22 protein-coding genes and 1 rRNA gene are annotated in these 21,369 nt (G+C 70.9%); 7 read left to right on the forward strand and 16 right to left on the reverse strand.

Annotated features, from left to right (window positions below; all coding sequences use genetic code 11):
- Positions 1–12: 12 nt before the first annotated feature.
- Positions 13–1,095 carry a helix-turn-helix domain-containing protein gene (locus ACH4TL_RS38860; RefSeq protein ID WP_398325403.1) on the reverse strand — a complete coding sequence of 361 codons (1,083 nt, stop codon included), beginning with the start codon at positions 1,093–1,095 and terminating at the stop codon, positions 13–15.
- 234 nt (positions 1,096–1,329) lie between these two features.
- Here ACH4TL_RS38860 and ACH4TL_RS38865 point away from each other — a divergent pair, with 234 nt between their 5' ends.
- From ACH4TL_RS38865 to ACH4TL_RS38875, 3 genes are read left to right on the forward strand one after another with little or no spacing between them, the layout of a single operon-like run.
- Positions 1,330–1,788 carry a hypothetical protein gene (locus ACH4TL_RS38865; RefSeq protein ID WP_398325406.1) on the forward strand — a complete coding sequence of 153 codons (459 nt, stop codon included), beginning with the start codon at positions 1,330–1,332 and terminating at the stop codon, positions 1,786–1,788.
- Complete coding sequence (locus tag ACH4TL_RS38870; RefSeq protein ID WP_398325409.1) at positions 1,760–2,884, forward strand: adenosylhomocysteinase; 1,125 nt, start codon at positions 1,760–1,762, stop codon at positions 2,882–2,884. The genes ACH4TL_RS38865 and ACH4TL_RS38870 overlap by 29 nt, the downstream gene beginning before the upstream one ends.
- Before the next feature lie 10 nt (positions 2,885–2,894).
- On the forward strand, positions 2,895–3,437 hold the full coding sequence (locus tag ACH4TL_RS38875) for an NUDIX hydrolase (RefSeq protein ID WP_398325412.1): 543 nt from the start codon (positions 2,895–2,897) through the stop codon (positions 3,435–3,437).
- Here ACH4TL_RS38875 and ACH4TL_RS38880 read toward each other — a convergent pair.
- The 6 genes from ACH4TL_RS38880 to ACH4TL_RS38905 all read right to left on the reverse strand — a co-directional run bounded on the left by ACH4TL_RS38880 (position 3,418) and on the right by ACH4TL_RS38905 (position 9,888).
- Entirely contained in the window at positions 3,418–3,870 is a 453-nt protein-coding gene (locus ACH4TL_RS38880) for an NUDIX domain-containing protein (RefSeq protein ID WP_398325415.1), read from the reverse strand. The two genes, ACH4TL_RS38875 and ACH4TL_RS38880, sit on opposite strands and share 20 nt — an antisense overlap.
- A gap of 76 nt (positions 3,871–3,946) precedes the next feature.
- Entirely contained in the window at positions 3,947–4,951 is a 1,005-nt protein-coding gene (gene hemB, locus ACH4TL_RS38885; protein ID WP_398325418.1) for a porphobilinogen synthase, read from the reverse strand.
- On the reverse strand, positions 4,948–6,612 hold the full coding sequence (locus ACH4TL_RS38890) for a uroporphyrinogen-III synthase (RefSeq protein WP_398325421.1): 1,665 nt from the start codon (positions 6,610–6,612) through the stop codon (positions 4,948–4,950). The genes hemB and ACH4TL_RS38890 overlap by 4 nt, the downstream gene beginning before the upstream one ends.
- A complete protein-coding gene (hemC, locus tag ACH4TL_RS38895; RefSeq protein ID WP_398325424.1) occupies positions 6,609–7,577 on the reverse strand; it encodes a hydroxymethylbilane synthase in 969 nt (322 codons plus the stop codon). The genes ACH4TL_RS38890 and hemC overlap by 4 nt, the downstream gene beginning before the upstream one ends.
- Positions 7,574–9,070, reverse strand: coding sequence for a glutamyl-tRNA reductase (locus tag ACH4TL_RS38900; RefSeq protein ID WP_398325427.1), 1,497 nt, complete (start codon positions 9,068–9,070; stop codon positions 7,574–7,576). Before ACH4TL_RS38900 ends, hemC begins: the two co-directional genes overlap by 4 nt.
- On the reverse strand, positions 9,067–9,888 hold the full coding sequence (locus tag ACH4TL_RS38905; protein WP_398325430.1) for a redox-sensing transcriptional repressor Rex: 822 nt from the start codon (positions 9,886–9,888) through the stop codon (positions 9,067–9,069). The genes ACH4TL_RS38900 and ACH4TL_RS38905 overlap by 4 nt, the downstream gene beginning before the upstream one ends.
- A 347-nt stretch (positions 9,889–10,235) precedes the next feature.
- Between ACH4TL_RS38905 and ACH4TL_RS38910 the strand changes: the two genes are divergently transcribed.
- From ACH4TL_RS38910 to ACH4TL_RS38925, 4 genes are all read left to right on the forward strand, one after another.
- Positions 10,236–10,514: a glutaredoxin family protein gene (locus ACH4TL_RS38910; RefSeq protein ID WP_398325433.1), complete on the forward strand. Its 279-nt coding sequence runs from the start codon at positions 10,236–10,238 to the stop codon at positions 10,512–10,514.
- Between the two features lie 107 nt (positions 10,515–10,621).
- Positions 10,622–11,545 (forward strand): HAD family hydrolase, encoded by a 924-nt coding sequence (locus tag ACH4TL_RS38915; protein WP_398325436.1) that lies wholly within the window; start codon positions 10,622–10,624, stop codon positions 11,543–11,545.
- 459 nt (positions 11,546–12,004) lie between these two features.
- Positions 12,005–12,856 carry an ECF subfamily RNA polymerase sigma factor, BldN family gene (locus ACH4TL_RS38920; protein WP_398325439.1) on the forward strand — a complete coding sequence of 284 codons (852 nt, stop codon included), beginning with the start codon at positions 12,005–12,007 and terminating at the stop codon, positions 12,854–12,856.
- Between the two features lie 213 nt (positions 12,857–13,069).
- Complete coding sequence (locus tag ACH4TL_RS38925) at positions 13,070–14,332, forward strand: DUF5667 domain-containing protein (RefSeq protein ID WP_398325442.1); 1,263 nt, start codon at positions 13,070–13,072, stop codon at positions 14,330–14,332.
- A gap of 65 nt (positions 14,333–14,397) precedes the next feature.
- Here ACH4TL_RS38925 and ACH4TL_RS38930 read toward each other — a convergent pair whose 3' ends face one another.
- The 9 genes from ACH4TL_RS38930 to rrf form a co-directional block, all read right to left on the reverse strand.
- Positions 14,398–15,441: a lysophospholipid acyltransferase family protein gene (locus ACH4TL_RS38930; protein WP_398325445.1), complete on the reverse strand. Its 1,044-nt coding sequence runs from the start codon at positions 15,439–15,441 to the stop codon at positions 14,398–14,400.
- 14 nt (positions 15,442–15,455) lie between these two features.
- Positions 15,456–16,499: an NAD-dependent epimerase/dehydratase family protein gene (locus ACH4TL_RS38935; RefSeq protein ID WP_398325448.1), complete on the reverse strand. Its 1,044-nt coding sequence runs from the start codon at positions 16,497–16,499 to the stop codon at positions 15,456–15,458.
- Between the two features lie 201 nt (positions 16,500–16,700).
- The gene (locus ACH4TL_RS38940; protein WP_003948845.1) at positions 16,701–16,799 is read right to left on the reverse strand and encodes a 30S ribosomal protein bS22; all 99 of its coding nucleotides are present in this window, start codon (positions 16,797–16,799) and stop codon (positions 16,701–16,703) included.
- A gap of 113 nt (positions 16,800–16,912) precedes the next feature.
- Positions 16,913–17,122: a helix-turn-helix domain-containing protein gene (locus ACH4TL_RS38945; RefSeq protein ID WP_014053989.1), complete on the reverse strand. Its 210-nt coding sequence runs from the start codon at positions 17,120–17,122 to the stop codon at positions 16,913–16,915.
- Between the two features lie 131 nt (positions 17,123–17,253).
- The gene (locus tag ACH4TL_RS38950; RefSeq protein ID WP_398325451.1) at positions 17,254–18,069 is read right to left on the reverse strand and encodes a phosphatase; all 816 of its coding nucleotides are present in this window, start codon (positions 18,067–18,069) and stop codon (positions 17,254–17,256) included.
- A 102-nt stretch (positions 18,070–18,171) separates the two neighbouring features.
- Positions 18,172–19,344 carry an acetoin utilization protein AcuC gene (locus tag ACH4TL_RS38955; protein ID WP_398325454.1) on the reverse strand — a complete coding sequence of 391 codons (1,173 nt, stop codon included), beginning with the start codon at positions 19,342–19,344 and terminating at the stop codon, positions 18,172–18,174.
- Entirely contained in the window at positions 19,313–20,527 is a 1,215-nt protein-coding gene (locus tag ACH4TL_RS38960) for an MFS transporter (RefSeq protein ID WP_398325457.1), read from the reverse strand. The genes ACH4TL_RS38955 and ACH4TL_RS38960 overlap by 32 nt, the downstream gene beginning before the upstream one ends.
- A gap of 25 nt (positions 20,528–20,552) precedes the next feature.
- Positions 20,553–21,209 (reverse strand): HAD family hydrolase, encoded by a 657-nt coding sequence (locus ACH4TL_RS38965; protein ID WP_398325460.1) that lies wholly within the window; start codon positions 21,207–21,209, stop codon positions 20,553–20,555.
- A 73-nt stretch (positions 21,210–21,282) separates the two neighbouring features.
- Positions 21,283–21,369, reverse strand: a 5S ribosomal RNA gene (rrf, locus tag ACH4TL_RS38970); the annotation flags it as partial.

Here is a 21,369-nt window from a genome sequence, read left to right on the forward strand (position 1 = left end):
CGCGCTGGCCACTTACCTCGACAGTGCGGCCGACGGGCCGTCGCACGACCGCCGGATGCCCTCGATGCTGCGTAGCTGGTGTCTCAGCCCGTACTGCATCGCCACCTGCGCCGCGCCGTCGAGGACGGAAAACCCATCATCCCGGGTGGCAGGGTCGGACAGAAGGATGTGCCCGTGCGCGGTGTCCAGCCGCACGCGCTGCATGGGAGAGTCGACCGTAGCGGAAGAACGCGCGATGTCGATGTACTGGAGTGCTTGAGTGAGGTCACCCGCTCCGCGGTAGGCAAGTGCGATCTTCTGATGCGCGACCGCCCAATCCTCGGGCTCCACCAAGTCCTCGAAATCGTAAGTCGTGGCCGTCATCACCTTGACCGCGTAGTCATTGCTCCCGCCCTTGCTGAGGGCCGTACCCACCCACAGACGGGCTCGGGCACGGTCGCGCCCACTCAGGCGCTCGTCGGTGGCGAGCCGCTCGTACTGCCGGGCGGAGACATCGAGCTTCCCCGTCATCTCGTCGACCACAGCAAGCGACAGCTCAATCTGCGCGACGCGACGCGGAACGTCGAGCTCAGCGAACAGGCTGCGCGCGGTGTTGTACGAGTGGTGCGCCGAGAGCGGGCCGAGGATCGCGCCCTGGTCGCGTTGGAGGTCGCCCAGGAGGACCAGCGACCGACCGTAGAGATACCGGCCCTTGTCGTCGAAAGAGCGTGGGTCGTGACCTCCGATCCACCGATTCAGCAGGGTGTACGCGAACGAGAAGTTCTGACGATTGAGACACACGACGGCTCGGTCGATGTCCTCCGTCCACGTCTCGTAATCCGCTGGCCAAACCGCGGTCCTCCCCTCTCGGGCGTCCGTGGACCCCGAGAGCAGCACGTCGAAACGCCCGTGCGCCAGCGAGTCAGCATGCGCGAGCGCAGTGTCGAGGATGGCCTGCGTATCCGGCCTCGGAACGGTGCCCGCGCCGAGCTTCTCCCACTTCGCCACCGTGCGCAGCGCGACTCCCAGGTGCTCAGCGAATGCACGCGTACTCATCCGGAGCGCAGCGCGCAGAGCACTCGCTTCGCGGCCGGTCCACAGCGGCACGCTGGTCACGGACTACCTCCCTCTTGTCACGTTATGGAAGCACGCTCCGTGATGGCTGTGGCCCGGAAGTGCAACAGAAGTACAACGGCCAGTCATTCCGAGGCCGTTGGTTCGGCGCGATGCTCAAGCCATGGAAGACATCACAGAGCGACACCTCATCGTGGTCCGCTCCACCGAACTGAGGCTCGGTGGCATGCGCCTCGTCGATGCCGGTCGCATCGTCCAACAGAGAGGGGGCACGTGATGTGCCTGCGCGAGGCGCTGCGCGCCGCTCCGCTCATCAAGGATGTCGTACCCGGCTTGCACCTGCTCGCGATCGGCCAGGAGTGGGATGTCGCGCGGGTGCCCGCCGACGCCGGATTCCTCGCGCTCGCACGGCTCAGAGAAGCCGGGGAACGGATCGGCCCGGTGCTCTACGACCGGCCGGGCGAGCACCTCTACTTCGCCGTTCCGACCAGCAGCCGGGGCGGGTGGGCCGACTCTCCGGTACGGCTGCTGTCAAAGGGCTCATGGCTCGTCGCCCCGAATCCGTACCAGTGCGGCGAGTGGTTCGGCGGATGGTGCGAGCTGCCCCAGGACGAAAGGCTCACAGCTCCTGACAGGCTGCGTTGGGCCCTGGAGCAAGCGCAGATCGGCTCAGCACGACAAACCGGTGCCGGGAGCAGAGGCAGGAATGGAATCCTTCGAACGTGCTCATCTTGACGCCTACTTCGGACGTGTCACCGCGCGCTTCGCTCCAGTCGAGCGTCCGGCGTCGTTCCTGATCACACACCTTCTTCCCGAGCGTCCGGCGTTCGTGCGGGCCGTGGCGAGCGTGACCGATCTGCGTGCCGTACTGCCCAAGCCGAAGTCCGTACGAATCGAGGCGCTACGCCAGGTCGAGGCCGACGGGCACACCTGCGACAGGCTGTCCCGTGAGATGTTCGCCGACGTCGACCGCTCTGTGCGCTACGTCGAGACGCGTGCGGCCAACCGCCCGGTCGTCCTGCTCGATGTCGGCGGGTACTTCACTACAGCCCTCGACGCACTGTGCGACCGCTTCTCGGGCCGCATCCTGGGCGTGGTCGAGGACACCGAGAACGGGCACAGGCGTTACTCCGATCTGGAGAAGCTTCCCTGCCCGGTCGTGTCCGTGGCCCGCTCGCCCCTGAAGGATCCGGAAGACTTCCTCGTCGGGCAGTCGGTTGTGTTTTCGACCGAGGCGCTCATGCGCAGCCGCGGCGACATCCTGCATGGTCGTACGGCCCTGGTGATCGGCTTCGGAAAGCTCGGTTCGAGCATCGCCCGTCTGCTGCACGCCAAGGGCGTACGGGTGACTGTCTACGACATCGACCCCGTGCGCCGCACACAGGCGCTCTCCCAGGGCTTCTCCGTGGCCCGCGACCGGATGAGCGGCCTTGGGGAAGCTGGTCTCGTACTGTGTGCGACCGGCTCGCTCTCACTGCGCGGTGAGGACTTCCCCCGGCTGCGGAACGGGGCGTACGTGGCGACCGTGACCAGTAGCGAGGACGAGCTCGAGCTCGGCGGATTGCCGGACGTGTACGAGCGCGCCCACATCGGCGAGAACGTCACCCGGTACCTGACCACCGGACACTACTTCTACCTGCTCAACGGGGGCAACGCCGTCAACTTCCTGCACGGAGCCAGCGTGGGACCGTTCATCTTCCTCGTACAGGCCGAGATCCTGGTCGCTTCCACCATGCTCGCCCGCGGTGAGCTGGCGCCCGGTATGCATGAGCTCGGCCCGACCGATCGTGCCGCAATCGCAGGGACATGGCTCGACTACTTCAACCGATAGGAGACCGCCCGTGCCCATCACGGCCGAACACATCCGTGAGACCGTCGACGACTACCTCAAGAACCACCCAGGCGAGAAGGAGCGGCTCGCACCCCTTCTCGACCTCCTGAATGCCGGGGCCGACCTCACCTCACGCAAGGAGTTCCGGGGGCACGCCACGGCCGGGGCGATCCTCGCCGACCCCGCCGGCCGCGTGCTGCACATCCGGCATCTGGCACTCGACCGCTGGCTGCTGCCCGGCGGGCACCTCGAGGCCGACGACGTTCGGCTCATCGACGCGGCACAGCGTGAGCTGACGGAGGAGACCGGCATTCCTGCCTCCGTTGTCGTCCCGGCCGGGACGAGCCCATTGCACATCAACGTGCACCCCATTCCTGCGAACGACGCCAAGGGCGAACCCGAGCACCAGCACATCGACTTCCGGTTCCTCTTCCGCACCGCGGCCGATGTCGGCGAACTCCAGACCGAAGAGGTCACCGCCGCGGCTTGGCGCGATGCCGAGACGATCGCAGATGAGACGCTGTGCAACCGCGTCATGCAGGCCCTGCGCTGACGCCAGGGTAAGGAAGCGCGGGCTTCACGGCCGAGGTGAGCTGAAGGATGTAGTGCCGGATGTGGGGCGGCATGGGCTCAGGCAAGCGGTCAAGCGGAACCAGCCGTAGCGCTTGGCCTTCACCGAGGACGAGTTCGCCCTCCTCGCCGTCCCAGGTGCCCAGGAACACGTGTGGCGGAGTCTTGAGGGGGTCGTACGGGGTCACCGCGGCCTCCTCGATCGTGTCCGGCACGATGCCGGTCTCCTCCTTGATCTCGCGGAGGATGGTGTCGATCGGAGCCTCACCCGGTTCCCGTCCGCCTCCCGGGAGGGACCAGTGCCCCGGCCACCAGATGTCGGGCTTCTCGTCCCGGAGTTGCAGGATGATTTCCCTGCGGCTGGTGAGGAGCACGGCCAAGCATCCGGGGTTCTTCTTCGGCGGATCCTCAGCCACAACCGTCCTCCCCCACGACGTATACGCAGCGATGGCCCCCACCATAGCGGTGGGGGCCATCGGCGGCTCGGACGAACTACTCGCCGCGGTTCAGCCGCTGCGCGGCCTCCGTGGCCCAGTAGGTGAGGATCATCCCCGCGCCCGCGCGGCGGATGGAGGTCAGGGTCTCCATGATGGCGCGGTCGCGGTCGATCCAGCCGTTGGCGGCGGCCGCCTCGACCATCGCGTACTCGCCCGAGATCTGGTACGCGGCCACCGGCACGTCCGTCGCCTCGGCGATGCGGTGCAGGATGTCCAGGTACGGGAGGGCGGGCTTGACCATGACCATGTCGGCGCCCTCGGCCAGGTCGAGTTCCAGCTCGCGCAGCGCCTCGCGGGCGTTGGGCGCGTCCTGCTGGTAGGTCTTGCGGTCGCCCTTGAGGGACGAGCCGACCGCCTCGCGGAACGGGCCGTAGAACGCGGAGGCGTACTTGGCGGTGTAGGCGAGGATCGACACGTCCTGGTGCCCGGCGCCGTCCAACGCCTCGCGGATGACGCCGACCTGGCCGTCCATCATGCCGCTCGGGCCGACCGTGTGGGCGCCCGCGTCGGCCTGGACGCGGGCCATCTCGGCGTAGCGCTCCAGGGTGGCGTCGTTGTCGATCCGGCCCTCGGCGTCCAGGACGCCGCAGTGGCCGTGGTCGGTGTGCTCGTCCAGGCACAGGTCGGACATGATCACGAGGTCGTCGCCGACCTCGGCGCGCACGTCGCGGATGGCCTGCTGGAGGATGCCGTCGGGGTCGGTGCCGGGGGTGCCGACGGCGTCCTTCTTGGACTCCTCCGGCACACCGAACAGCATGATCCCGCCGATGCCCGCCGCGACCGCGTCGGCCGCGGCCTTCCGCAGGCTGTCCCGGGTGTGCTGGAGGACGCCCGGCATCGACTGGAGCGGCACCGGCTCGCTGACGTCCTCCCGCACGAACGCGGGCAGGATCAGCTCGGCCGGGTGCAGCCGGGTCTCGGCGACCATGCGGCGCATCGCCGGGGTGGTGCGCAGCCGGCGCGGCCGCGCTCCGGGGAAGCCGCCGTACGTGGTGCTCAAGAGCGTGCCCTCCTTCGCGATCCGGGCCGTCGCTCGCTCGGGCGCGTGACCGGGTCCCCGGCCTCGACCGCGGCCTGACGCCGCGCCGCGCCGAAGTCCGCGAGCGCCTCGGCCAGCTTGAGCACCGAGGGCTCGGGCGACAGCACGTCCACCCGCAGGCCGTGCTCCTCCGCGGTCTTCGCGGTGGCCGGGCCGATACAGGCGATGACAGTGACGTTGTGCGGCTTGCCCGCGATGCCGACGAGGTTCCGCACGGTGGACGACGAGGTGAAGAGCACCGCGTCGAACCCGCCGCCCTTGATGGCCTCACGGGTCTCGGCCGGGGGCGGCGAGGCGCGCACGGTGCGGTACGCCGTGACGTCGTCGACCTCCCAGCCCAGCTCGATCAGCCCGGCGACCAGGGTCTCGGTGGCGATGTCGGCGCGCGGCAGGAACACCCGGTCGATCGGGTCGAAGACCGGGTCGTACGGCGGCCAGTCCTCCAGCAGCCCGGCCGCGGACTGCTCACCGCTGGGCACCAGGTCCGGCTTCACACCGAAGTCGATCAGCGACTTGGCGGTCTGCTCGCCCACCGCCGCGACCTTGATCCCGGCGAAGGCGCGGGCGTCGAGCCCGTACTCCTCGAACTTCTCGCGCACCGCCTTGACCGCGTTGACCGAGGTGAAGGCGATCCACTCGTAGCGCCCGGTGACCAGGCCCTTGACCGCGCGCTCCATCTGCTGCGGGGTGCGCGGCGGCTCGACGGCGATCGTCGGCACCTCACTGGGCACCGCGCCGTACGAACGCAGCTGGTCCGAGAGCGAGGCGGCCTGCTCCTTGGTGCGCGGCACCAGGACCTTCCAGCCGAACAGCGGCTTGGACTCGAACCAGGACAGCTGATCGCGCCGCTCGGCCGCGACGCTCTCGCCGACGACCGCTATCACGGGCTGCGAGCCCTGCGGCGACGGCAGCACCTTCGCGGACTTCAGCACCTGCGCGATGCTGCCGAGCGTCGCGGTCCAGGTGCGCTGGCGGGTGGTGGTGCCCGCGACGGTGACCGTCAGCGGGGTGTCCGGCTTGCGGCCCGCGGACACCAGCTCGCCAGCGGCGGCCGCGACCGTCTCCAGGGTGGCGGAGACGACGGCCGTCGCGTCGGACGAGCCGACCTCGCTCCAGCAGCGCTCGTCGGCGCTGCGGGCGTCCACGAAGCGCACATCGGCGCCCTGGGAGTCCCGCAGCGGCACACCCGCGTAGGCGGGCACGCCCACCGCGGACGCGACACCGGGGACCACCTCGAAGACGACGCCCTCGGCGGCGCACGCGAGCATCTCGTCGGCGGCGTTCCCGTCGAGGCCGGGGTCGCCCGCGACGGCACGGACGACCCGCTTGCCGCCGCGCGCGGCCGCCATGACAAGATTGGTGCTGTCCCGGAGTACCGGGACCTCGGCGGCGCCTGACGACACGTCAGAGCCCGCCTGCCCTGGCGTGCCCTGAGCTTCCGCGGCCACGCCCGGCCTGACGTGCGTACGTACCACGTCGAGCACGTGCGGGTCGGCGATCAGCACGTCAGCGGCGGCGAGTGCCTCCACGGCCCGCAGCGTCAGTAGGCCCGGATCTCCGGGGCCCGCACCGAGGAAGGTGACGTGCCCGCAGCCGGGGTGGTTAGGGGCATTGGGGTTCAAAGTGCTCGCTCCCCCATAAGACCGGCCGCACCCTTGGCGAGCATCTCGGCGGCGAGTTCGCGACCGAGGTCCGCGGCCTTGTCGGGCGACGCGGGTACGGGACCGGTGGTGGACAGCTGCACCAGCGTCGAGCCGTCGGTGGTGCCGACGACGCCGCGCAGGCGCATTTCGGTGACAACCTGACCGTCGCCCAGCAGGTCGGCCAGCGCCCCCACGGGTGCGCTACAGCCGGCCTCCAGGGCGGCGAGCAGGGAACGCTCGGCGGTCACGGCGGCCCGCGTGTGCGGGTCGTCGAGGCCGGCGAGCAGGGCAGTCAGCTCCGCGTCGGCCGCGGCACATTCGACTGCCAGGGCCCCCTGGCCGGGGGCGGGCAAAACATGGTCGGCGTCGAGGATCTCGGTCGCCTCGCCGATCCGCCCGATGCGGATCAGCCCGGCGGCGGCGAGCACCACGGCGTCCAGTTCACCGGAGCGGACGTAGCCGATCCGGGTGCCGACGTTGCCGCGGATCGGCACGGTCTCGACATCGAGCCCGAACGACCGCGCCCACGCGTTGAGCTGCGCGGCACGGCGCGGCGATCCGGTGCCTATCCGGGCGCCGGGCGGCAGCTGTTCGAAGGTGAGGCCGTCGCGCGCGATGAGCGCGTCGCGCGGGTCCTCGCGCCGCGGGATCGCGGCCAGGGTCAGGCCCTCCGGCTCGGCGGTCGGCAGGTCCTTCAGCGAGTGGACGGCGAAGTCGATCTCGCCGCTCAGCAGCGCCTCGCGCAGCGCCGAGACGAAGACCCCGGTGCCGCCGATCTGCGCCAGCTGCTCGCGCGAGACATCCCCGTACGTGGTGATCTCGACCAGCTCGACGGGGCGGCCGGTCAGCTCGCGCACCGCGTCGGCTATGAGGCCGGACTGGGCCTTGGCGAGCGCGCTGCGGCGGGTCCCCAGCCGCAGCGGGGTGGCGGGGGCGGTGGTCATGCCCGGCCTCCCTTCGGGTCGTTCGGTTCGGCGGCGGCCGCGGCGGCCGAGCCCGTATCGGCCCGGCTGACGGCGGCAACCGCCTGGGGGTCGAGGTCGAAGAGCTCGCGCAGCGCGTCCGCGTAGCCCGCGCCGCCCGGAGTGCTCGCCAGCTCCTTGACCCGCACGGTGGGCGCGTGCAGCAGCTTGTCGACGACCCGGCGCACCGTCTGGGTGATCTCCGAGCGCTGCTTGTCGTCCAGATCGGGCAGGCGACCGTCGAGCCGGGCGATCTCACTCGCGACGACATCTGCCGCCATGGTACGCAGCGCGACCACGGTCGGCGTGATGTGCGCGGCGCGCTGGGCCGCCCCGAAGGCGGCGACCTCGGCGGAGACGATTCCGCGGACCTTGTCGACGTCGGCGGCGAGCGCCACCGCGGAGGAACCCGAGTCGTCGTCGGGGGTGGCGGCCGCCTCGGCGAGGGACTCGATGTCGACCAGCCGCAGCCCCTCGATCCGGTGCGCCGCCGCGTCTATGTCGCGCGGCATCGCCAGATCCAGCAGCGAGACGGTGGCGGTGTGCCCGGCGGTGGGACAGCCCGCCCGCTGGGTGAGCGCGGTGCGCAGATCGTCCTCGGTCAGCACCAGGCCGGTCGCGCCCGTACAGGAGACGACGATGTCGGCGTGCGGCAGTTCGTTCGCGACCCGGTCGCGCGGCACGGCACGGGCGATCAGGCCGGGCCGCTCCGGGGCGGCCTCGCGCGCGGCGTCGGCCGCGAGGTCGGCGACGGCGATGCCGTCACCCAGCCCGGCGTGCTGGCCCGCCAGGGACTCGGCGAGCCGCAGGGCCCGCTCCAACGTCCTGTTGGCGATCACCAGTTCTGCCACACCGGCCCGCGCGAGGGTCGTCGCGGCCAGCGAGGACATCGACCCCGCGCCGATCACCAGCGCGCGCTTCCCGGCCGCCCATTCCGGCACCGGCGCGTCCCCGGCCAGCTGCTCCAGGCCGAAGGTCACCAGCGACTGCCCGGCCTTGTCGATCCCGGTCTCGCTGTGCGCCCGCTTGCCGACCCGCAGCGCCTGCTGGAAGAGGTCGTTCAGCATCCGGCCCGCGGTGTGCAGCTCCTGCCCGAGCGCGAGCGCGTCCTTGATCTGGCCGAGGATCTGGCCCTCGCCGACGACCATCGAGTCCAGCCCGCAGGCCACCGAGAAGAGGTGGTGAACGGCCCGGTCCTCGTAGTGCACATAGAGATAAGGGGTCAGCTCGTCCAGGCCGACGCCGGTGTGCTGGGCGATCAGGGTGGACAGTTCGGCCACTCCGGCGTGGAACTTGTCCACATCGGCGTACAGCTCGATCCGGTTGCAGGTGGCCAGCACCGCGGCCTCGGTGGCGGGCTCGGCGGCGAGCGCGTCCTGCAACAGCTTCGCCTGCTCGTCCCCCACCAGGGCAGCGCGCTCCAGCACGCTCACGGGCGCGCTGCGGTGACTCATACCGACGACGAGGAGGCTCATGCCGGCATCACGGCGGGCACGTCCCCGTCAGGTCCCTGCCGATTGCCGTCGCCACCGGCGGCCGGGCGGTGCGAGGCGGCGGCGGTCGGCTTCGGCGTCGTCGCGACACCCGGCTCGCCGGTCCCGGCCGTCTCCCGCTCGGGCGGGGTGGCCTCCTCGCCCGCCTTGCGCTGCTCGTGGAAGGCGAGGATCTGAAGCTCGATGGAGAGGTCGACCTTGCGGACGTCCACGCCCTCCGGAACGGACAGCACGGTCGGCGCGAAGTTGAGGATCGAGGTGATCCCGGCGGCGACGAGGCGGTCACAGACCTGCTGCGCGGCACCGGCGGGGGTCGCGATGACACCGATCGACACCCCGTTGTCGTCGATGATCTTCTCCAGCTCGTCGGTGTGCTGCACCGCGATGCCCGCGACCGGCTTTCCGGCCATCGCCGGATCGGCGTCGATCAGCGCGGCGACCCGGAAGCCACGGGAGGCGAAACCGCCGTAGTTGGCGAGCGCGGCGCCGAGATTACCGATACCGACGATCACGACCGGCCAGTCCTGGGTGAGGCCGAGCTCCCGCGAGATCTGGTAGACGAGGTACTCCACGTCGTAGCCGACACCCCGGGTGCCGTACGAGCCGAGGTACGAGAAGTCCTTGCGCAGCTTGGCCGAATTGACCCCGGCGGCGGTCGCGAGTTCCTCGGAGGACACCGTGGGCACCGAGCGCTCGGAGAGCGCGGTCAGGGCGCGCAGATACAGCGGTAGCCGGGCGACGGTGGCCTCGGGGATTCCTCGGCTTCGGGTCGCCGGTCGGTGAGTTCGGCCAGTTGCCACGGTGCTCCTGCGGGTAGAGCGGGGCTGCGGGCGGCCGGTTGGCGTGAGGCCGCCCCATCGACGCCAGGCTATGTCTTTGTGAACGCGTGCACAAAGATGGTGTCCGCTTTGTCCGAGCAAAGTGACCGGTGTCACGCACCCATTCGACCTGGCCACGGAACCACCACCAGCGTCGCACCGTTCCCCGTGGACACGCATGCACCGCGAAGACACCGAGGGGAGCACGGGCCCTCACTCCTCACCGCTTTACCCCCGGACAGCAACAAATCGCCCACGATCGTAAACCGGTCCGGGCCCCACCGCCGAACGCGGCGGAAGCGGCCGGGAGGGCGCGCACAATGGGACGCATGAGTCCGCTGCTGCGTCGCACCCCCCGCAAGAAGCCCAGCGAGCGCACGGTGACGCTGATCGGCAAGCCCGACTGTCACCTCTGCGAGGACGCCGAGGCCGTGATCGAGAAGGTCTGCGGCGAGCTGGGCACCCCCTGGGAGAAGAAGGACATCACCCAGGACGAGGAGCTGTACCGCAAGTACTGGGAGCAGATTCCGGTAATCCTGGTCGACGGCGCCCAGCACGACTTCTGGCGGGTCGATCCCAAGCGGCTGCGCACCGCCCTCGGCGGCTGACGGCGGCCCGCCTCCGGATGCCCGCGTCCGCCCCCTTTCGCGCAACCTGAATCCGCTCGACACCGGGGCGTAACGGGAAGCACCTCGGGCGTGACTATGCTCGCTCCATGGCCGCACTGGGATGGTTCACCCGACGTCGACAGCCCGCTACGGAGCGGAGTGTCCTCGCTGGTGAGGCCTCGGCCGAGGCGGCGCGCAAGTCGTCGGCCGGGACTCCGCCGCCGCAGACCGCCGCCGAGCCGGAGTTCCCCGTCGTCGGGGACGAGCAGGCGGCCGCCTTCTTCGACCTGGACAACACGGTCATGCAGGGCGCCGCGCTCTTCCACTTCGGCCGCGGCCTCTACAAGCGCCATTTCTTCCGCAAACGCGAGCTGGCCCGCTTCGCCTGGCAGCAGACGTGGTTCCGGATGGCCGGGGTCGAGGACCCGGCGCACATGGAGGACGTGCGCAGCAGCGCGCTGTCGATCGTCAAGGGCCACCGGGTCGCCGAGCTGATGTCGATCGGCGAGGAGATCTACGACGAGTACATGGCCGACCGCATCTGGCCCGGCACCCGGGCCCTCGCCCAGGCCCACCTGGACGCCGGGCAGCGGGTGTGGCTGGTGACCGCGGCCCCCGTCGAGACCGCCACGATCATCGCCCGGCGGCTTGGGCTGACCGGGGCGCTGGGCACGGTGGCCGAGTCCGTCGGCGGCGTCTACACCGGCAAACTGGTCGGCGAGCCGCTGCACGGCCCGGCCAAGGCGGAGGCCGTACGGGCGCTGGCCTCGGCCGAGGGGCTCGACCTGAGCCGCTGCGCGGCGTACAGCGACTCCTCCAACGACATCCCGATGCTGTCGATCGTCGGCCACCCCTACGCCGTGAACCCCGACGGGCAGCTGCGCAAGCACGCCCGCGAGCGCGGCTGGCGGCTGCGCGACTACCGCACCGGCCGCAAGGCGGCCCGCATCGGCATCCCGGCCGCGGCGGGCGTCGGCGCCGTGGCGGGCGGTACGGCCGCGGCCGTGGCCCTCCACCGCCGACGCCGCTAGGTACACCCCGGCGCCCTCCGGCGGCGCCCCGTCACCGTGACCGACCGTCGCCGAACGAGGGTGACCGGGCATGCCCGGCCTTGACTGATCGTCGCGCTGCGTGACGGCATGGGCAGCGATCCGGACGGTCATCGAGCGACCGCTCCCGTCCCGTTTCAGTCAATCCGCGTTTGCTGCCCCATAGCGCCCCCGCCAGTCCCCTTACCGCTGGTTTGTCACAACACGCCATACCAGCGCACAAGCAGCGAAGCTTTTCGATCAACTCTCTTACTTCATTCGGCACTTGATCCGTCATCAATCCATAACGAAGCAGACGGAAACGATGATTTGAGCAACTGGGTGTAGCACCGCCTATACGAAGCGTTATTCTCCTTAGACGCAAACCGGTACCCACGCGTCCCTACGGCGGGTGAACGGTCCCGTACTGCACGTGATGGAAGCTCTGCCTCTGGGAGTCCCGTGTACCCACACGTCGGGGTTGACGCCTCGGGCCTGGCTACGCTGCGCGCAACGGTCCTCGACTGTCTGCGCGGCTTCGTCCCCACCGCGTATGCCGTCCCCGCCCTCGCCCTCGCCTCGCCCGTGCCCGCCGGTGCGGCCGGTGCCGCACGTCCGGCCGGTCCCGCCCACGGCACGGTCAGCCGGTCCGGCACCGCCGGTCCGTGCTATGCCCTCACCGACGGCGGCGCGGCGGTCGGCAGACGCTCCCGCGGCTCCACCTCCACCTCCACCTCCACCGCCCGGCGGCCCAGCGCGGACAGCGACAGCCGCCGGATGATGGACCTCGTGGAGCGCGCCCAGGCGGGCGAGGCCGAGGCCTTCGGCCGGCTCTACGACCAGTACGCCGACACGGTGTACCGCTACATCTACTACCGGGTCGGCGGCCGGGCCACGGCCGAGGACCTCACCAGCGAGACGTTCCTGCGCGCCCTGCGCCGCATCGGGACCTTCACCTGGCAGGGCCGCGACTTCGGCGCCTGGCTGGTGACGATCGCCCGTAACCTCGTCGCCGACCACTTCAAATCCAGCCGCTTCCGGCTGGAGGTCACCACCGGCGAGATGCTCGACGCCAACGAGGTCGAGCGCAGCCCAGAGGACTCCGTCCTGGAGTCCCTCTCCAACGCGGCGCTGCTCCAGGCGGTGCGAAAACTCAACCCGCAGCAGCAGGAGTGCGTGACGCTCCGCTTCCTCCAGGGCCTCTCGGTCGCCGAGACCGCCCGCGTCATGGGGAAGAACGAGGGCGCGATCAAGACGCTTCAGTACCGGGCCGTGCGCACCCTGGCGCGGCTGCTGCCGGACGACGCGCGCTGACCCCGCAGGCCCCGGACGGCGCGGCCGCGAGGTGTGGTCCGATCATCGGGAGGGCGTAACCCCTGTGCCGCGCCGCTCGTTGTGGGAGATGCAGGCACCTCGCGGTCGTACCCTGCCCGTAGTTCCCTCACTCGATCGGGTGGACGCGCGCATGGCACGGAACCTCCAGGTGTCCTGGGGAGTCGACCGTCACGAGAAGAGGAGGTGCCGCCCGTGATCGCGAACGTATCGGCGCACCGGCGGGCGAACGCCTTCGCCGAGGCGCTGGAGGCCCTGGAGGCTCTGGAGAGCCGGCACCAGGCGTCCCAGGACACGACCGGGGCGACCGGAGCCGAGACCGGGGCCGCGGCCGCCCCGTCCGGCCCGGCGGCGGACCACCACGGCCAGCAGCGGCTGGTGGGCCTGACCCGGCAGCTCGGCGAGCTGCCCACGCCGACGCTGTCCGCCGAGGTCAAAACCACCCAGCGGGCCCAGCTGATCGCCGCCATGGAGGCCGCCTTCGCCGACGGCGCGTCCCATGTGCCCGAGCAGCGCCGCCGCAGCAGCGGTGCCCACCGCGCGAAACCCCCGGTGGCCAGACTCCGGCCCCGCTCCCGCTGGTCCAAGGGGCTCGCGGCCGGGGGGCTCACCGTGGGAGTCGCGGCGGGCGCTTTCGGCGGGGTCGCCGCTGCCAGCTCCGACGCGCTCCCGGGCGACACCCTGTATGGGGTCAAGCGGGGCATGGAGGACCTGAAACTGGAGATGGCCGACGGCGACGCCGACCGCGGCCGGATCTATCTCGACCAGGCGTCCACCCGGCTGAGCGAGGCGCGCAGGCTGATGGAGCGAGCCCGCTCCGGCGACCTCGACCACGATCAGCTCGGCGAGGTCCGCCGGGCCCTGTCGGGGATGCGGCATGACGCCTCCGAGGGCCACCGGCTGCTGCGCGCGGTGTACAAGCGGGACGGCTCGCTCGGCGCGATGCGGGAGCTGTCCACCTTCGCCACGGCGCACCGTGACGGCTGGAGCCGGTTGCGCGAGCAGCTGCCGGTCCAGCTGATGGACGTCGGCGAGCAGGTCAGCTCGGTCTTCGACGCCATAGACGATGAGGTCGGTCCGCTGCGCTCGCTGCTGCCCACCTCCCGGGACCAGCACGGGCAGTCCGGTCAGCCGAGCGGCGAGCTGCCGCCGCGCCCCGGCGTGGTGGAGCCGGAGCGCGGTCAGTCCGCGTCCTCCCCGGCCCCGCCGAGCCACAGCCACGCCGGTGACGCCCCCGACCGGCCGCGCCCGTCGGCGTCGGCCGACCCCGAGGAGCAGGGCCTGGTGGGCGGCACCGGGGGGCTGCTGGAGCCGCCGACCGGCGCGGAGACGCCGAGCCCGTCCACGGGCAAGGGCGACACGGGCGGCGGCAAGCCGTCCCAGCCGGACATCACCATCCCGCCGCTGCTGCCCGACCTGCTGCCGGGGCTCGATCTCGACGGCGACGACACGCGGTGACGCGGTGAGGGTCCGGCGGTCCCGCCGCCGGACCCTCACCGCCAGCGCTCAAGAAAGCGTCGGCCTCAGAAAAACACCGAGCGGCGCTGCACCAAGAGCTTGTACAGCGTGTGCTGGATCGTTTCCCTTACCTGATCCGTCAGGTTGAACATCAGCATCGGGTCGTCCGCGGCCTCCGGCGGATGCCCGTCCGTCGGGATGGGCTCGCCGAACTGGATCGTCCACTTCGTCGGCAGCGGCACCGCCCCCAGCGGCCCGAGCAGCGGGAACGTCGGCGTGATCGGGAAGTACGGGATTCCCAGCAGCCGGGCCAGCGTCTTCGCGTTCCCGACCATCGGATAGATCTCCTCCGCGCCCACGATCGAGCACGGCACGATCGGCGCCCCGGCGCGCAGCGCCGTCGAGACGAAGCCGCCCCGCCCGAACCGCTGGAGCTTGTACCGGTCGGCGAACGGCTTTCCGATGCCCTTGAAGCCCTCCGGCATCACCCCGACGACCTCGCCGCGCTCCAGCAGCGTCTGGGCGTCCTCGGAGCAGGCGAGGGTGTGACCGGCCTTGCGCGCGAGTTCGTTGACGACGGGCAGCACGAAGACCAGATCGGCGGCGAGCAGCCGCAGATGGCGCTGGGCCGGGTGGTTGTCGTGGACGGCGACCTGGAGCATCAGCCCGTCCAGCGGCAGCACCCCGGAGTGGTTGGCGACCACGAGCGCGCCGCCGTCCTCCGGGATGTTCTCGATGCCCTTCACCTCGACCCGGAAGTACTTCTCATACATCGGGCGGAGCATCGACATCAGCACCTGGTCGGTCAGGTCCTCGTCGTAGCCGAAGTCGTCGACCTCGTACTCGCCGGTGATCCGGCGGCGCAGGAAGCTCAGCCCGTGGGCGAGCTTGCGCTCCCAGTCACCGCCGCCGGGCGCCCGCTTCGGCGGGTTCGGGGGCGGTGGCGGGGCGGCGGCCGCTGAGGTCTCGGGGTGGTGCTCCAGCTCCTCGTCGCGCTGCTGCGGTACGGGCTTCAGCGGACCCTGGGACCGGTTCGAACGGCCCGTGCGCAGTCCCTTCCGCCGGGACCGGGGTTCCTCACCGAACGGAATGACCTTGGCGTCCGCCATGGTGGTCGCGCTCCTCATTTCTGGGCGCCGGCGGGCAGCAGCGCCGCGAGCCGGTCGATGGTACGGGCGAGGGTCTCGGGCGGGAGCAGCCCGGGACCGCGGCTGTGCGCGTAGTCCGCGAAGGCGCCTGCGGTGGTGTACTCGGGGTCAAAGCCCAGCGTCTCGCGCATCTGGGTCGTGGCCACCACCCGGCCGTGGGTGAGCAGCCGGATCTGCTCGGGCGAGAAGTCGGTGACGCCGACGGACCGCAGCGCGGTGCGGGCCCATCGCAGGGTGGGCAGCAGCAGCGGCAGGGTGGGGCGGCCGAGGCGCCGGGCGGCCTGGGAGAGCAGCAGCACCCCGTCGCCCGCGATGTTGAACGTGCCGCTGTTGAGCGTGCCGCGGCGCGGCTCGGAGGCGGCGATCCGCAGCACCTCGATGGCGTCCTTCTCGTGGACGAACTGGAGCCGCGGGTCGTAGCCGATCACGGTGGGCAGCACCGGCAGCGCGAAGTACTCGGCGAGCGGGGAGTCCGCGCACGGCCCCAGGATGTTGGCGAAGCGCAGCACGCACACCGCGACGTCCGGGCGGCGCCGGGCGAAGCCGCGTACGTACCCCTCGACCTCGACGGTGTCCTTGGCGAAGCCACCGCTCGGCAGCGATTTGGGCGGGGTGGTCTCGCTGAAGACGGCGGGGTCGCGGGGCGCGGAGCCGTACACGCTGGTGCTGGACTTCACCACGAGCCGCTGGACCGAGGGCGCCTTCTGGCAGGCACCGAGCAGCTGCATGGTGCCGATGACGTTGGTTTCCTTGACCGAGGTGCGATTGCCGCGGGTGCCGAGCGGGGTGCCGTTGATATCCATGTGGACGACGGTGTCGACGCCGAATTCGGCGAGCAGCTTCCCGACCGTGGGGTGGCGGATGTCGGCCCGGACGAAGTCGGCCCCGCCCAGTTGGTGTTCGGGGGCGACGGCGTCCACCCCGATGACCCGGTCGACGTCCGGCTCGCGCTGTATGCGCCGCACGAAGCGGCCCCCCAGCCGACGGGCGACTCCGGTGACGAGCACGACCTTTCCCAAGATCAGCGCCTTCCTTCCCACCCTCGTCCGAGCTGGGGCTGTCGAGCTGGGTTGTGCGGAACACCGTAACCGCTCGATGTTGCGCTGTGATGACCACTCGCCGCGCGGTGCGACCTTTTGAGCCGGACCCCCGCCCGCACGCACCGCAGCCCTTCCACCCATGGGTGGAAGGGCTGCGGGACGAACACAGCGCCGCTGGTCCTACTTCTTGTTACGACGCTGGACGCGCGTGCGCTTGAGCAGCTTGCGGTGCTTCTTCTTCGCCATCCGCTTGCGCCGCTTCTTGATAACAGAGCCCACGACTACCCTCGCTCACTTCGAATCACTCGGTGCGGGGCGTCCGAGCCCACACGACCTACATCGGGCCAGCCTACCCGCCACCGGGCGAACCACGTAATCCGAGGGTCGTCGGCTTAAGCGGACTCCACCCCCACATAGGACTCGCGGAGGTACTCATGCACCGCTTGCTCCGGGACCCGGAAGGACCTGCCCACCCTGATCGCCGGCAGATGACCGCTGTGCACCAATCGGTACACGGTCATCTTGGAGACTCGCATCACCGAGGCGACTTCCGCCACGGTCAGAAACTGAACCTCATTCAGAGGCCGTTCGCCAGCAGCCATGACACACCACCTGAACCTTCCGCACATGTCGGGCACCGGCTTCCCCTCCGGTGACTCCTGCTCGCATGCGCGCTCATCCCCAGGTTAGGGGCGGGTGATGCGAGTGGGGAAGAGGAGTAGCGATCGCACGCCTACTGTGACAGACACGCTCGATTGAGTACATAGCGAGTAAGCGGCCGGTAGTAACCAGACCGCACAGCGTCATCAAGTGGAACGGCGACGGACACCTGCCCCTCGGCCTCCCCGACGAACAGCGCGGGGTCGTCGGTGTCGCCAAGGCCGATGGCGGCAAACCCCAGTTGACCTGCCCCGCAGACCCATCCGTGGTCCCCGATCACCAGCCCCGGCAGGGGGCCTCCGGACTCCGCGGCACAGGCGAGGGCGACGCGAACCGGGAGCGGCGAATGGCTGTGGGCTCCCGGCTCACTCGCGGTCGCGCGGGCGCCGGGCTCCCGCACCATCGCGACTCCCCGTACGTAGGTGAGCTGGTACGTACGTACGCCAAAGCGAGTCGTTATGTCGACACATCTACCCTGCGCGGGGGTGAGGATCGGGCATCCCGCCGCCGAGAGGGCCGACGCCAACGCGGCGTAGAAGCCCAGGAGGCGGTGGGGGTGGCCGGTGCCCAGGAGCACCGGCGCCCGGGTCTCGGCGGCCACCCGGAGGCGGTCGGCGAAGGTCTGGAGGGCGGCGATCGTACGCTCCGGGTCGATCACGTCGTGACCGGAGACATGGGCCGGGTTGACCGAAACCCCGCATTTACTCCCCATGAGGCGAAGTAATTCGGCGAAGGACCAGTCGTATTCGGGCTCAAGGCCGAGCAACACCCGGGGGTCGCGGGCGGCGAAGAGCCGATAGCGGCGCAGGCTCTCCTCCCGGCTGGTGGCCACCGGCCCGGCGAGCCGCGCCGCCAGCAGATGCGCACGCAGCGCGGCGGTACTCAACACCCCACCGATGCTGCTGGATCACCGTCCGCGCCCGAAGGGGAACGCCCCGAGTTACCACGGTCGGCCTAACACTGGCGTACGAGAGCGCGGTGCGCCCCGGGCTCAGGGCAGCAGGCCGCGGTGAGGGAAGACGGCCCGGCGGGTCGCGAGAATCGCCTGGTCCAGGCGGTCCGCCGGGTCGTAGCCGGACTCGTGGAAGTCCTGCCAGCGCGGCTCGCGGCCGTCCGTCATCCGCCGCGGCGCCTCCAGCCGTGTCCGCCGGTACACCTCGTGCCGCCACTCCTCCGGCACCGCCGACTCCGGTTCCACCGGCCGCCCCGCCGCGATCGCCACCAGATGCGTCCACGACCGCGGCACCACGTCCACCACCGCGTAGCCGCCGCCCCCGAGGGCGATCCAGCGCCCGTCCGCGTGCTCGTGCGCCAGCCGGTGGCAGCTCTCGGCCACAGCGCGCTGCGCGTCCACGGTCACGCCCAGGTGCGCGAGCGGGTCCTCGACGTGGGTGTCCGCGCCGTGCTGGGTCACCAGCGCCTGCGGGCGGAAGGCGGCCAGCAGCTCCGGCACCACCGCGTGGTAGGCCCGCAGCCAGCCGGCGTCGCCGGTCCCTGCCGGGAGCGCCAGGTTCACCGCCGAGCCCTCGGCACCGGCGCCGCCCGTCTCCTCGGGCCATCCGGTCTGCGGGAAGAGGGTGCGCGGATGCTCGTGCAGCGAGATCGTCAGCACCCGCGGATCGTCCCAGAAGGCCGCCTGCACGCCGTCGCCGTGGTGCACGTCGACGTCCACGTACGCGACCCGCTCGGCGCCCAGCTCCAGCAGCCGGGCCACCGCGAGCGCCGCGTCGTTGTACACGCAGAACCCGGCGGCGCCGCCGGGCATCGCGTGGTGCAGTCCGCCCGAGAAGTTCACCGCGTGCAGCGCAGCACCCCGCCAGACGCTCTCCGCCGCGCCCACCGACTGCCCGGCGATCAGCGCCGACGCCTCGTGCATCCCGGCGAACGCCGGGTCGTCCATGGTCCCGAGCCCGTACGAACCGTCCGCGCCCGCCGGATCGGCGGAGGCCCGCCGCACCGCGTCGATGTACTCCTGGCGGTGGACGAGCCGCAGCGTCGAGTCACCGGCCGCCTTGGCGGCCACCACCTCCACCGCCCGGTCGAGCCCGTACGCCTCGACCAACCGCATGGTCAGCGCGAGCCGGACCGGGTCCATCGGATGCCCGGCACCGAAGTCGTATCCGGTTACTTCCTCATCCCACATCAACTGTGCGCGGCCGCTCATGTCCGTCACCGTATCGGGCTGGTGCAGGGGTGAACGACCTCGCGTAGGCCAGCGTCACGAGGACGAGCGCCATCGGCACGAGCATCGCCCCGCGGTAGTTCCACGCGCCCCCCAGCGCGCCCACGAGCGGCGAACCGATCAGAAAGCCCACATAATTGAAGATGTTCAGGCGCGCGATGGCCGCGTCCGATGCCCCGGGGAACAGCCGCCCGGCGGCGGCGAACGTCTGCGGCACCAGCACGCACAGCCCGAGCCCGAGCAGCGTGAACCCGAGCATCCCCACCCAGGCCCCCCGCGCTGCCGCGACCACGGCGAACCCGCCCGCCGCGAGCAGCGCCCCGGCCCGCACGACGGCGGCCGCGCCGAAGCGCCGCACCCCGAGGTCGCCGAAGGAACGGCCGAGGAGGGTGGTGACCATGTAGACGTTGTACGGCACCGTCGCCAGCTGGTCGGAGCTGTGCAGCACGTCCTCCAGGTACTTGGCGGACCAGTTGGAGACCGTGGAGTCGCCGATGTAGGCGAAGGCCATGACGAGGCAGAGCGGCAGCAGCGGCCTCATGCTCACGGTGCCGTGCTCCGCGGCGCCCTCTCCTTCCCCGTGCGTGCCGCCCGCGTCGTCCACGTACCACCGCGAGGCGACGAACGCGACGGGCACGAGGGCCGCCACCAGCGGCGCGTAGAGCACGGGCAGCGGCAGGTCCCAGTGCGCGCCCACCCAGGCGAGCGAGGCCCCGGCGATGCCGCCCAGGCTGTACGCGGCGTGGAAGCCGAGCATGATGCTGCGCCCGTACGCGCGTTGCAGGCTCACCCCGAGCATGTTCATCGACGCGTCGAGCGCCCCCACGGTGAGGCCGAAGACCGCGAGCGCCACGGCGAGCTGCCACACCGCCGAGCCCGACCCCGCCGCGAGCAGCGCGAGCGAGACGACGGGCTGGACCCAGCGCAGCACCCGCCCCGGCCGCACGCGCTTGACGAGGTGTTCGGTGGCCACGCTGCCCGCCCCGGCGAGGACCGGCACGGCGGCGAGGAAGAGGGGCAGCAGCCCGTCGGATATCCCGTAGCGGTCCTGGAGCGCGGGTATCCGGGTCACGAGCAGAGCGAAGATCGCGCCCTGGACGAAGAAGCTGATGGCCAGCGAGGCCCGGCCATGCCGCAGCCGCGGGCCCGGGCGCGTATCCGTCATGGCCGAGGAGCGTAGGCCCCCGACGCTACTTGTGGGTAGAGCTGAGCAGTATTCGCAGTTCGGCCATGTCCGAGAAGTGGGCGCGGACGCCCGGGAGCCGGTCGGCCGGGGTCATGGCCGTGTAGCCGTACGCGTCCATCCCGGCCGCCGCGGCCGCTTGGACGCCGAGCGGGCTGTCCTCGACGACGGCGCACTGGTCGGGGGAGGCGCCCATGCGGCTCGCCGCGTGGAGGAAGAGATCGGGTGCGGGCTTGCCACGGCCCACGTCCTCGGAGCTGAAGATGCGGTCCTCGCCGAAGTAGTCGTAGAGCCCGGTCTTCCGCAGGGCGACGCGTATGCGCTCATGGCTTCCGGAGGAGGCGACGCAGTACGGGATGCCGTCCGCCCGCAGGCCGTCCAGCGTGGCGGCGATGCCCGAGACGGGTTGCAGCTCCTGGCGGAAGGCGGCGAAGACGCGGGAGTGGAAGGTGGTGTCGAAGTCGGCGGGCAGCCGCTGCCCGGTGCGCTCGAGGACCAGGTCGTGGATGCGGTGCATGGCGGAGCCCATGTAGTCGCGCAGGGAGTCCTCGTAGCTGGTGGGGTGCCCCAGCTCGGTGAGATAGGCCGCGAGGAGCCGGTTGGAGATCGGCTCGCTGTCGACGAGGACGCCGTCGTTGTCGAAGATGACCATGTCATAGCGCATGGGCCTCAGCCTACAAAGACGAAAAGGCCCGGTCCGGAGCCAAAGCTCCCGACCGGGCCTTTTCTTAAAATTTGTTCGGCGGCGTCCTACTCTCCCACAGGGTCCCCCCTGCAGTACCATCGGCGCTGAAAGGCTTAGCTTCCGGGTTCGGAATGTAACC

The organism is Streptomyces sp. NPDC021115 (assembly GCF_044333065.1).
In the GTDB taxonomy this organism is placed as follows: Bacteria; Actinomycetota; Actinomycetes; order Streptomycetales; family Streptomycetaceae; genus Streptomyces.

Excerpts from the sequence above, each read along its gene's own strand:
- ACH4TL_RS38915 (WP_398325436.1), top strand. The coding sequence starts at position 10,622 with ATGGCCGCACTGGGATGGTTCACCCGACGTCGACAGCCCGCTACGGAG.
- ACH4TL_RS38960 (WP_398325457.1), bottom strand. The coding sequence starts at position 20,527 with ATGACGGATACGCGCCCGGGCCCGCGGCTGCGGCATGGCCGGGCCTCG.
- ACH4TL_RS38865 (WP_398325406.1), top strand. The coding sequence starts at position 1,330 with ATGTGCCTGCGCGAGGCGCTGCGCGCCGCTCCGCTCATCAAGGATGTC.
- ACH4TL_RS38910 (WP_398325433.1), top strand. The coding sequence starts at position 10,236 with ATGAGTCCGCTGCTGCGTCGCACCCCCCGCAAGAAGCCCAGCGAGCGC.
- ACH4TL_RS38965 (WP_398325460.1), bottom strand. The coding sequence starts at position 21,209 with ATGCGCTATGACATGGTCATCTTCGACAACGACGGCGTCCTCGTCGAC.
- ACH4TL_RS38945 (WP_014053989.1), bottom strand. The coding sequence starts at position 17,122 with ATGGCTGCTGGCGAACGGCCTCTGAATGAGGTTCAGTTTCTGACCGTG.
- hemC (WP_398325424.1), bottom strand. The coding sequence starts at position 7,577 with ATGACCACCGCCCCCGCCACCCCGCTGCGGCTGGGGACCCGCCGCAGC.
- ACH4TL_RS38900 (WP_398325427.1), bottom strand. The coding sequence starts at position 9,070 with ATGAGCCTCCTCGTCGTCGGTATGAGTCACCGCAGCGCGCCCGTGAGC.
- ACH4TL_RS38870 (WP_398325409.1), top strand. The coding sequence starts at position 1,760 with ATGGAATCCTTCGAACGTGCTCATCTTGACGCCTACTTCGGACGTGTC.
- ACH4TL_RS38930 (WP_398325445.1), bottom strand. The coding sequence starts at position 15,441 with ATGGCGGACGCCAAGGTCATTCCGTTCGGTGAGGAACCCCGGTCCCGG.
- ACH4TL_RS38955 (WP_398325454.1), bottom strand. The coding sequence starts at position 19,344 with ATGAGCGGCCGCGCACAGTTGATGTGGGATGAGGAAGTAACCGGATAC.